At 40.6% G+C, this 11,420-nt stretch carries 13 protein-coding genes; 7 read left to right on the forward strand and 6 right to left on the reverse strand.

Annotated features, from left to right (window positions below):
* Positions 1–18: 18 nt before the first annotated feature.
* From rpmF to rnc, 7 genes are all read left to right on the forward strand, one after another.
* The gene (gene rpmF / locus HOD97_05495; GenBank protein MBT4281051.1) at positions 19–201 is read left to right on the forward strand and encodes a 50S ribosomal protein L32; all 183 of its coding nucleotides are present in this window, start codon (positions 19–21) and stop codon (positions 199–201) included.
* A gap of 72 nt (positions 202–273) precedes the next feature.
* A complete protein-coding gene (locus HOD97_05500) occupies positions 274–1,263 on the forward strand; it encodes a ketoacyl-ACP synthase III (protein MBT4281052.1) in 990 nt (329 codons plus the stop codon).
* 44 nt (positions 1,264–1,307) lie between these two features.
* Entirely contained in the window at positions 1,308–2,177 is an 870-nt protein-coding gene (gene fabD / locus HOD97_05505) for an ACP S-malonyltransferase (GenBank protein MBT4281053.1), read from the forward strand.
* Positions 2,170–2,916 carry a 3-oxoacyl-[acyl-carrier-protein] reductase gene (fabG, locus tag HOD97_05510; protein ID MBT4281054.1) on the forward strand — a complete coding sequence of 249 codons (747 nt, stop codon included), beginning with the start codon at positions 2,170–2,172 and terminating at the stop codon, positions 2,914–2,916. Before fabD ends, fabG begins: the two co-directional genes overlap by 8 nt.
* Positions 2,917–2,930: 14 nt before the next feature.
* Positions 2,931–3,161, forward strand: a complete 231-nt coding sequence (acpP, locus tag HOD97_05515; GenBank protein ID MBT4281055.1) for an acyl carrier protein — start codon at positions 2,931–2,933, stop codon at positions 3,159–3,161.
* A 6-nt stretch (positions 3,162–3,167) separates the two neighbouring features.
* The gene (gene fabF / locus HOD97_05520; GenBank protein ID MBT4281056.1) at positions 3,168–4,412 is read left to right on the forward strand and encodes a beta-ketoacyl-ACP synthase II; all 1,245 of its coding nucleotides are present in this window, start codon (positions 3,168–3,170) and stop codon (positions 4,410–4,412) included.
* Positions 4,409–5,113 (forward strand): ribonuclease III, encoded by a 705-nt coding sequence (rnc, locus tag HOD97_05525; GenBank protein ID MBT4281057.1) that lies wholly within the window; start codon positions 4,409–4,411, stop codon positions 5,111–5,113. Before fabF ends, rnc begins: the two co-directional genes overlap by 4 nt.
* Here rnc and HOD97_05530 read toward each other — a convergent pair.
* The 6 genes from HOD97_05530 to HOD97_05555 all read right to left on the reverse strand — a co-directional run bounded on the left by HOD97_05530 (position 5,110) and on the right by HOD97_05555 (position 11,361).
* The gene (locus tag HOD97_05530) at positions 5,110–5,652 is read right to left on the reverse strand and encodes a bifunctional nuclease family protein (protein ID MBT4281058.1); all 543 of its coding nucleotides are present in this window, start codon (positions 5,650–5,652) and stop codon (positions 5,110–5,112) included. The genes rnc and HOD97_05530 overlap by 4 nt on opposite strands.
* 49 nt (positions 5,653–5,701) lie before the next feature.
* Positions 5,702–6,745 (reverse strand): bifunctional phosphoglucose/phosphomannose isomerase, encoded by a 1,044-nt coding sequence (locus HOD97_05535; GenBank protein MBT4281059.1) that lies wholly within the window; start codon positions 6,743–6,745, stop codon positions 5,702–5,704.
* Positions 6,746–6,747: 2 nt separating this feature from the next.
* Complete coding sequence (locus tag HOD97_05540; GenBank protein ID MBT4281060.1) at positions 6,748–7,722, reverse strand: polyprenyl synthetase family protein; 975 nt, start codon at positions 7,720–7,722, stop codon at positions 6,748–6,750.
* Positions 7,709–9,076, reverse strand: a complete 1,368-nt coding sequence (locus HOD97_05545; protein MBT4281061.1) for a phosphomannomutase/phosphoglucomutase — start codon at positions 9,074–9,076, stop codon at positions 7,709–7,711. Before HOD97_05545 ends, HOD97_05540 begins: the two co-directional genes overlap by 14 nt.
* Positions 9,077–9,150: 74 nt before the next feature.
* Positions 9,151–10,062 carry an N-acetylmuramic acid 6-phosphate etherase gene (gene murQ, locus HOD97_05550; GenBank protein MBT4281062.1) on the reverse strand — a complete coding sequence of 304 codons (912 nt, stop codon included), beginning with the start codon at positions 10,060–10,062 and terminating at the stop codon, positions 9,151–9,153.
* A complete protein-coding gene (locus HOD97_05555; GenBank protein MBT4281063.1) occupies positions 10,063–11,361 on the reverse strand; it encodes an alanine:cation symporter family protein in 1,299 nt (432 codons plus the stop codon).
* Positions 11,362–11,420 lie beyond the last annotated feature (59 nt).

Here is an 11,420-nt window from a genome sequence, read left to right on the forward strand (position 1 = left end):
TAATATTCAGGAGATAGAATGGCTCTACCAAAAAGAAAACAATCGAAAGCACGCGGACGAAAACGACGCACACATTATAAAGCACGTCAAATAAATTTGACTGACTGCGCACAATGCAGCCAGAAAAAAATGCCTCACCGTGCATGCCCAAATTGCGGGTATTACAGGGGCAGACCTGTTGTTTCAGCAACTGAAAATTAAATATAAATGATTGAGGCGATCCGAATTATATGAGTAAAGGGTTTCGTTTCAAAACCGTTTAATGGCAAAATCGTGAACGCAACTATTACAACTACTGCTCGATATTTACCGGATCGTATTCTAACTAATTTTGATCTGGAAAAAATGGTCGATACATCCGATGAATGGATTCGTTTAAGGACAGGGATTAGCAAACGTCATCTTGTAGCAGAAGGTGAAGCGACTTCTGATATGTGTGCTGCTGTTATGAAACAACTTCTTGAACGATCCGGAAAAAGTCCTGAGGATATTGACCTTTTAATTGTTGCAACTATTACACCGGATGTTTTTGTGGCCTCAACCGCAGCGATTGTTTTAGACAAAGTTGGTGCTACCAATGCCTGGGGTTTTGATCTTGCTGCTGCGTGTTCGGGATTTTTATACGGCATTGAAACCGGTTCTAAAATGATAGAATCTGGCCAATATAAAAATGTAGTTGTGATTGGCGCAGATACAATGAGTTCTATAATTGATTATACAGATCGCAATACCTGTGTACTATTTGGTGATGGAGCAGGCGGTGTTTTGCTAGAGCCAACCGATAGTAATGGCGGAATTTTGGATTCTTTACTTTTTTCAGATGGAAGTGGGAGTAAAGCGTTGCAAGTTCCTGCCGGTGGAAGCCTCCACCCTGCTTCACAAGATACTGTTGAAAAACGAATGCATTATGTTTATCAAGATGGAAAAACTGTTTTCAAATTCGCCGTAAAAAAAATGGCGGATGTTAGTGCTGAAATTCTTAAAAATAATGGGTTAACAGGGAAAAATGTTTCACTTTTCATTCCCCACCAAGCAAATAAACGCATTATTGATGCAACAGCTGAACGGTGTAATCTTTCCGAAGATCAGGTCCTGATAAATATTGATAAATATGGAAATACAACTGGAGGAACAATTCCAATCGCTTTAGATGAAGCAGTGGAAACAGGAAGATTAAAAAATAATGATTTGTTGTTATTAGCAGCATTTGGCGGAGGATTTACTTGGGGAAGCGTATTAATTCGCTGGACTGCATCCTCTTGAGTCTGGCGTTGCTTTTTCCGGGACAGGGATCTCAAAAGGTGGGAATGGGGATTGACCTATTTAAGAATACTGAAATTGGAAAAAAACGATTTGACCAAGCAAATACCATCATGAATACAGATATTCAATCTATTATTTTTGAAGGAAGTGAAGACGATTTGAAGCAAACACGAATAACGCAACCATCCATATATATTATAAGTGTTATTTTATCAGAATTACTTTTTGAAAATGAAATTACTATTGGGGCAGCCGCCGGGCATAGCCTTGGAGAATATTCGGCATTAACCGCCGCTGGGGCATTCGATTTTCAAACCGGACTCACTTTAGTAAAACTTCGTGCTGAAAGCATGCAAAAAACAGGTGACGAAACAGATGGAACAATGGCTGCAGTATTAGGACTTGAGGATAAGGTCATTGATGAAATGTGCACATCCATCACTCAAGGTGTAGTTGTTGCAGCGAATTTTAATGTGCTAGGACAAGTAGTTATTTCCGGTGAAACTAATGCAGTAAAAGATGCTATGGAATCAGCAATAAAACTTGGAGCAACAAAAGTAATTCCCCTGAATGTGAGTGGCGCCTTCCATTCTCCTCTTATGTCACCCGCGCGAGAAGCGCTTGCAGAGAAGTTGGCTACCACAGAAATTCTAGATACATATTTCCCTGTTTACGTGAATTACAGTGCAAAGCCCATATCATCAGCTAATGAAATCAGGAATGCCCTGATAAAGCAACTTGATCATCCTGTGAAATGGCATGAATCTGTTTCAAATATGATTTCTGACGGTGCATCATCCTTTTTAGAAGTCGGTCCAGGTCGAGTTCTGCAAGGATTAAATCGGCGTATAAACCGAGATGTACCTATGAAAGGAATTTCAACGTGGGAAGACGTCAATAATTATCATGTATGATTTAACAGAAAAAACGGCCATTGTAACCGGCGCATCTCGGGGAATCGGAAAAAGTATTGCTGAAGTTTTAGCAAAATATGGCGCACAAGTGGTCTGTGTTAGCCGGTCCGAAGATGCTGTGAATACGGTTGCGACTGAAATACAATCTAATGGCGGAAAAGCCGTTGGAATGTCCTGCGATGTTTCAGATGCATCGAATGTGACCCAATTAATGAAAGATGTTCAAACCCAATTCCAAACGATTGATGTTTTAATAAATAATGCGGGAATAACTCGGGACGGATTAATTATGAGAATGTCGAATGAAGATTGGGAAACGGTTTTAGATATCAATTTAAAAGGTGCCTACCATACCATTAAAGCTGTCGCCCGCCCTATGATGAAACAACGTAGCGGAAGAATCATTAATATATCCTCAATCGTTGGACTTACCGGAAATGCCGGCCAAGCAAATTATGCTGCTTCTAAAGCAGGTCTCATAGGACTTACAAAATCCATGGCACAAGAACTTGCCCCTCGGGGGATAACCGTCAATTGTATAGCACCCGGATATATTGAAACTGATATGACCGACTCATTAACGGATAATATTAAAGAAAATATTACAAAACAAATACCGCTTGGACGGATCGGGAAACCAAAAGAGGTCGCTGCTCTGGCGCTCTTTTTAAGTTCGGACGAAGCGGAGTATATCACCGGGCAAACGATAACGGTTGACGGTGGTATGGTAATGAACTAACTAAGGAGGAAAACATGGCAACAATAGACAAAGTAAAAGAAGTTATCATTGATAAACTGGGAGTTGAGGAAGATAAAATCAAACTAGAAGCATCTTTTGTGGATGATTTGGGTGCCGATTCCCTCGACACAGTCGAACTCATTATGGAACTTGAAGAAGAATTTGGACTTGAAATTCCCGATGAAGATGCTGAAGGACTCACGACTGTTGGCTCTGTCGTAGATTATCTCGAAAGCAATTCATAGCATATTATGTCCCGTAAACGGGTAGTTATTACCGGCATGGGGGTTCTTGCTCCCAATGGAAATTCAGTTTCTGAATTTTGGTCTGCATTGTGCATCGGAAAAAGCGGCATTGGACCAATTTCATATTTTGATGCAACTGAATTTCCTGTAAAAATTGCGGGAGAACTCTCCGGATTTAGATCTGAAAATCACTTTGATCGGAAAGAACTCAGAAAGCTCGATCCATTCTCAGTGTATGCATTAGTTTCAACACGGGAAGCTATCAATCAAGCTGAGCTCAATCCCGATACAATAGATTGCACTCGTGTCGGTGTTATACTCGGAACCGGTATTGGCGGAGTGAATACTTTTGAAGAACAGAAGATCAACATTCACACGCGTGGAAATCGTCGAGTGTCACCGTTCTTCGTTCCTAAAATGATTGCAAACATTGCTGCTGGGCACATCGCCATTGAATATGGTTTTAAAGGTCCAAATAAGACGGTTATCTCTGCCTGTGCATCGGCTACAGATGCTTTAGGTACAGCACTTAGAACCATTCAGTATGGAGATGCCGATGTAGTCATTTCCGGTGGAACGGAAGCATCTATTACGGACTTAACCATTGCCGGGTTTGGAAATATGAAAGCTTTATCCACTCGAAATGATGAACCCGAAAAAGCAAGCAGACCGTTTGAAATAGATCGAGATGGCTTTGTGTTAGGTGAAGGCGCCGGTATTCTTATCTTGGAGTCCGAAGAACATGCTAAATCTAGAGGCGCAACAATCCTTGCAGAACTTTCAGGATATGGTGCCACAGATGATGCATTTCACATCACTCAACCTGCAGTTGGCGGAACAGGAGCAATGGAAGCCATGCGCTTGGCTATTCAAGATTCCGGAATGGAAATTTCGGATGTTGACTATATTAATGCACATGGAACATCTACACCATTTAATGATAAAAATGAATCTGCGGCAATTGCATCTCTATTTGGGGAACACACTCAACATCTAAAAATCAGTTCCACAAAATCAATGACAGGGCATCTTCTAGGTGGCGCAGGTGGAATAGAGGCTGTAGCATCTGTCATGGCTATTCAAAACCAAACCATTCCTCCTACCATCAATTATGTCAATCCAGATCCTGAATGCACACTCGACTACACACCGAATGAAGCATGTAAAAAAGATGTAAATGCTGTCTTATCCAATACGTTTGGATTTGGCGGGCACAATGCAGTCATTATGGTAAAAGGCTGGACCGGGTGAACCTGCTAAAGCGGTTACTCGGAAAACCATCCTCAAAAATATCTCACCCTCTAGAAAAACATTTAGGTTATTCTTTTTCTAACCGCGCATTACTGAAGCAAGCGTTTACCCATAGATCTATCACCACTGAACCAAAACAAAATTATGAAAGGTTAGAGTTTCTTGGCGATGCCGTGATTGATATCATCATCAGCCAAGAACTCATGAAAGATTTCAAAAATGAAGATGAAGGTTTTTTAACTCAAAAACGATCTTCTCTGGTTCAAAAATCATTTTTAGGATCAATGGGGAAAAAATTAAACTTGCTCTCCCATTTAAATATAGAATCAACTGTTGATCTAAATCTGGAAAAAATTGCTGAAAAACAGGCTGCGAATACGTATGAAGCACTTGTCGGCGCTATCTTTTTGGACGGAGGTTTAAAACCTGCCCGTAAACTAATTTTGAACACCTTATGGGTGAATAGGCAGGAAGCTTGGAAAGCAATTAACTATAAAGGACAACTTATAGAGTTATGTCACATTTTGAAAATTGGAAATCCACGATTTTTGGTTACAAATGTTTCCGGTCCTGATCATCAAAAACTTTTCGAAGTGTATGTAATAATTAAGGATGATCAATTTCCCACAGGAATTGGTACAAATAAAAAAACGGCAGAACAATCTGCCGCTCAGTATGCTTTAGAAGCGTTAAGCAGTTAATTCGAAGAAATATCTTTTATTTTATCCCGTAAACGGGCAGCACGCTCATATTCCTCCTCTTCAATCGCTTTATGAAGTTGATCCTCTAATATGTCGAGTCCCGGATCTTGTTGTATACCTTCCAATTCATTTCCATTATTCATAAACGCAGCTTCATTCATTACATCCAAATCAATTAATATCGGAGCCTCAAGTCGTAAAGCGACTGCCAACGCATCACTCGGACGAGAATCAACTACCTTATCTTTCATAGTTTTTCCTTGTAACTCCAGCGATGCATAAAATATACCATCTTTTAATTCTGTTATTTTCACGGCTTTCAGTTTAGCATCGATTTCTTTAAGGATATTTCCTATCAAGTCGTGAGTTAGCGGACGCGGGGTATCCATGTATTCCATGGCAAGAGCGATTGACTGTGCCTCAAATGTACCAACGATGACAGGAAGTTGTCTTTCTCCATCAATCTCCTTAAGTATAACTGCGTAGCTTCTACTAGGAGGATGGTAAGTAATTTTTTGGACCTTAACTGGAATCATCATGATAATTTGCCGTTAATTTAATGAGTGTATTGTGTCGATTCAATCTATTTCAATTCAATTTAGACAATGCATCCTTTAATTGATCAATTTTAACCACGGGAGTGGGATCTGTCCCATGTTTTAACGCACACCAATAACTAATCCAATCCCCAAGATGAATTAAGTGCAAAAGTTCCCCAATTTTCGAGTCCTGATTGGCTTCAAGCAAGACATCATTCGCAGAAAGTTCACCTACAATAGATCGAGTGATGTCTCTCCTAATTTTTGTCCGAAGATGACTTGTTTGATCCGCCATCCAAACTAAACTCATTTTCAGAGATAATTCGGCATTGTTTTCCCATCCAACAATTTCATTGTGGTTTAATTCAGGAAGGCGATTGCACCAAGCATGGATTTTTGCATTTTCATTTAGTTGACCTTTAAAACGAATGGCAGCTACTTCCGACAAATCTGAATCAGAATACAGGATTGGAATGGTATTATAAATTGTATTAGCAATATCAATCGCAAGATTTGGATTGTCATCTGATCCCCATATTTGACGATTATCTTTAAGGTGGAAAATAGAATTCTTTAGTTCAGAGACAAAACCATCAGTAATTAAACCAATGGTATTTAAAATGTATAGCATTGGTACAAATGAAAAGGCAAGCGATGCCCGAGGTTGCAATCCGCCTGGAATTTTTACAGCATCGAGATTATTTGCCTTTAGCATTTCAGTTAATGTGCCACCTGTAGTAATACCAATTATCTGAGCGTTTTTCGACACCGCATCCTCAAATGCTGAAAGTGTTTCTTCTGTATTGCCAGAATACGATGAACAAATAACGAGGGTGTTTTGATTGACCCAATTTGGAAGCGTATAATCCCTGGAAACCAACATTGGTACATGTATCGTGTTCCCGGTCAAAACACGTGTTACATCTCCTCCGATTGCAGACCCTCCCATCCCCGCTACTACAATTCCATTAACATGTTTGTAATTGTTCGTTAAAGAAATATTTTCACCGATTTGAATTGCTTCAAGCAAATGATCTGGAAATTCAAAAATGGATTGATACATATTGTTTATGTCTGTGTCTCTTCCTGACATTCTTACTTCTCCCTGTTTAAAATCATCAACGCAAACTGTTCTAATTCAGCTTTATGCATTTCCGGAATTACCTTCAAACAACGGCGGGCTTCCTCGATAGCTGTCTCCGCAAGTAATGATGCTTTCAATCTAATTCCACTCTTCTCATAATATGTTCGCAGAAACGTTAATCGATCATGAATATTCAATTCTTTTGCTTCTTTTGATATTTTATCCCACTCGGCGGAATTATCCTTTTTTGCGAGCAAACTGAGAACAGTTTGCTTATCCGTTAACACATCACTTCCTAAACTCTTTCCCATCGATTCTGGATTGCTGAATATTTCCAAAATATCATCCTGAATTTGAAACGCTTTTCCCAACTCACAACCAAAAGTATGTAGATGACTACAGATATTCTCATTTTGATTTGCCAAAATGCCTCCAAGCTCTGCAGAGCATCCCAACAAACTTCCAGTTTTTTTTTCAATCATGTTTAGATAATCCATTATTCCAATTTTAGTTCCCGATGCAAAATCAAGATCCATGGCTTGCCCTTCACAAACTGTGAGCGCTGCTTTATTAAAACACTTAATTGCCTGAAATGTTTGATGATGAACTCGATTCAAAGCAAGTTGCGCCAAAACGATAATTCCATCGCCAGCTAAAATAGCTGTCGATTCATTCCATTTGATGTGAACTGAATCCTGCCCATGTCGAGTATCATCGGCATCCATAATGTCATCGTGGACAAGGGTAAAATTGTGAAGTAATTCAACAGCAATTCCGGCATTCATGAGATCTTCAGGATCAGCTTGGAATGCTCTTCCAACCAAATGCGTAAGAATGGGTCGAAGCCTTTTTCCTTCCCCTTTTAACGCATAGGTAATGGGGTCATATAACGTAGATGGATTTTGAGGAAGTGGCAGGCGCTTAAGAGCCTTATCAGTTTCCTTTCTCAGAAAATCAATATGGTCTGTGAAATCAGGTGTGTCCAACTTCTAATTCCAAATTGCCAAATTCCTGTAACTTTGTGAGGACTAATTCTTTCAATGCTTCCATACGGTCCTTTGTATTTGCTTCGAATCTGCATACAATAACCGGTTGGGTATTCGATGAACGAACCAATCCCCAGCCGTCACCAAATCGAATCCGTACTCCATCAACAGTACTGCAATCATAATTTTTTTTGAAATATTCCACCGCTTCATTTGCTATGCGAAATTTTTCTTCATCCGATTCTGCAGCCAACCGCATTTCCGGAGTAGAAACATATTGAGGGAGTTCGGCCATCATTTCAGATAATTTTATGTTGGTGCGGGATAACATTTGAACCGTACGAGCAGCCACATAAATACCATCATCATACCCATAATAATCATCTGCAAAAAAGATATGTCCACTCATTTCACCGCCAAATTTGCAATTTATCTCTGCCATTCTTTGTTTAATGAGTGAATGACCGGTTTTCCACATCACAGGATTTCCACCATACTTGGCTATCATTTCTTCGAGCCCCTGAGAACACTTAACGTCATATAAAATATCCTCACCTCCTTTAATTATCTCCGGAAGGAATAAACACATAAGTTGATCAGCCCAAACGATTTCGCCTGAATCATCCACCACGCCAACTCTGTCAGCATCGCCGTCAAAAGCTACACCGACATCGTACTTCCCGGTTTTCATGAGAGTGATTAAATCTTCGAGATTTTCTTTGACCGTAGGATCGGGATGGTGATTAGGGAAAGTACCGTCAATGTCGCAATACAATTCGGTGAGTTCCACGTCCAAATTTTTAAAAATTTCCGGACCTGCTATACAGCCGGCGGCGTTCCCACAATCCATGACAACACGCATAGTGCGGTCAAGATTAATTTTATTCGTTACCATGTTGATATAATCATCTCGGATATTGTAAGATGCTTCGCTTCCTTCTCCCGTTTCGAAATCTTCCGCATCAATCCATTTTCGTATTTGTTGAATTGTTTCGCCAAACACTGGGCGATTTTCCATTGAAAGCTTAAACCCATTAAATTCAGGTGGGTTGTGGCTTCCAGTGATTTGACAAGACCCTCCCACATCGAGTTTGAACATGGAATAATAATTCGCCGGCGTTGGGAGTGTGCCTATGTTTATTACATCGAGCCCGGTGGAAAGAACACCTTTTTTGAAAGCTTGGATGAGATCAGGCGTTGTCAGTCGAATATCTCCACTGAGAGTAATTTCCCTTCCACCATTTCTGAGTATAAGGGTACCAAAACCTTTTCCAATGAGTTCCACCACATCAAGTGGAAAATCATCCGCCACTTTGCCGCGGATATCGTACTCTCTAAAGATGTATGGATTCATCATGATAGGTTTGAATTTCGGAATAATTATTGAAGGATGAAACGGATTCGATTAGAATTTTTAGAAAAAAGTACTTAACCTGAGTTTAAATAACTTCGCAATGATCCTCCCACTTCATTTAAACTTTTTTCTGCCTCTATTAAGGAACAATTTTTATTTACCATCACAATAGCTTTCTTAACTGATTTATTTGCTTCGAACAATGCTAATTTTGCTTCTTCATAATTCAGATCGGTTAGTTGAGAAATAATTCTGATGCCGCGGTCCACCAGTTTTTCATTCACCGCCATCAAATCCACCATGAGATTACCGTACACCTTTCCGAGATTTACCATAGTTGTTGTTGATATCATATTGAGGACAAGTTTCGTTGCTGTACCTGATTTCATCCGCGTGGAACCGGTTATCACTTCAGGGCCAACGTCCACTCGAATGATTACATCCGCATCCGCATCCAGAAATGGTTTTGGATTACAAATGAGGTACACCGCTTTTCCACTTTTTGATTGAGCATATTCAATAGCAGATTTTACATACGCTGCAGCACCACTCGTGCTAATACCAATCAACACGTCGCCGGCAGAAAACCCGGATTCCATTAAATCTGTTACAGCTTCTTCCGGTTTGTCTTCTGCCCCTTCAATGGATTTTTTCAGGGCATCATCACCGCCGGCGATAATTCCTGTGAACCAGGAATGTGGCGCTGAAAAGGTCGGCGGCATTTCGGATGCATCGAGAACACCAAGGCGACCGCTGGTGCCGGCACCGATATAAAATATTCGATTCCCACTACGAATTGCATCCGTAGTAAGTCCAACAACCTTTTCAATTTCCGGGAGAGCTTCCCTCACTCGATCTGCAACTGTCCTATCTTCGTTGCTGATAATCGTTAAAATTTCAGCCGAGGATAGCATGTCAAGATTCACGCTAGATGGATTTTGTTTCTCCGTTGAAAGGTTTGCACGGGATTTTTTTGAATCAGTCATTTAGGATGAAAAATACCGTTTTGTTTCTTCCATAACTTTTGGCGATAACAACAATGCTGATATCATCGTTGGTATAGCCATGAGGGCAAACATAATGTCCACAATGTTGATGGCAATATCAATGGATACAATGGCTGCAAGCACAATTGATAAAACATACACCATATTGTAAACCGGTTTCCATTTTGTTCCAAACAAATATCCTGTGCACTTTTGCCCATAATATGAATACCCAAACATGGTTGATAAACTAAAACACAATACTGCCAAAACGAGCATTCCTTCTCCCAATCCTCCTAATTCTGATTTAAATGCCATAGCGGTGAGCGTAACACCATTTGCATCAGAAGCGTGCACACCAGACACTAAAATCACAAATGCTGTGATAGAGCAAACGACGATGGTATCAATAAAAGGTCCGATCATTGCCACCAATCCTTCTCTAACCGGCTCTTTGGTTTTGGCTGCTCCATGCGCCATAGCTTCGGTACCGATCCCAGCTTCATTTGAAAATGCTGCTCGTCGAATTCCAACTATAATAATCGCGCCTAGCGAACCACCCAAAATCGCGTCACCCGTAAACGCATCTTTCAGGATGGAGGAAAATATCACAGGTACTTCACCTAAGTTTTGGATAAGCACCAGTAAAGCTGCCACAAGATATATGGCAACCATAAATGGAACTAATCTTGAAGCAACCAGTCCGATTCTTTTTATTCCGCCAAAAATCACCATAGAAACCATACCAGCTGCAAGGATTCCAGTAGTGAGGTCACCCGTCAAAGCACTTTCTGAAAAAAACCCATTTGGAACATATACCAAATCTCGAACGAGCTGGGCAAGCTGATTCGCCTGGAACAACACTAAACAACCAATTAGCCCCGCGACACTGAAAAGAATAGCAAGCGGTTTGTAGGATTTCCCAAGTCCTTCTTCGATTACATACATCGGCCCACCTTGAATTTCTCCTCTATCATCTTTTCCGCGGTACATGATGGACAACGTACACGTAAAATACTTGGTTGCCATCCCGACAATGGCGCTCACCCACATCCAAAAAATAGCACCCGGCCCACCTGTATGAATTGCAATCGCGACTCCACCGATATTTCCCATGCCTACTGTACTTGCTAAAGCGCTCGAAAGTGCCTGAAAATGACTTATTTGCCCGGGATCATTTGGATCATCATATTTCCCGGTTAATATCGCAATCCCGTGGCCAAAATGACGAAACGGAATAAATCTGCTGTACAGCATAAAATAGAAGCCGCCTCCAACAAGCAGGATTATTAATGGCATTCCCCAGACTAGTTCAACCAATGAAACTGTCAAGCCTTCTATGCGTTCAAGCAATGTCA

Source organism: Candidatus Neomarinimicrobiota bacterium, assembly GCA_018651745.1.
Lineage (GTDB): Bacteria > Fidelibacterota > Marinisomatia > Marinisomatales > TCS55 > JAAZYX01.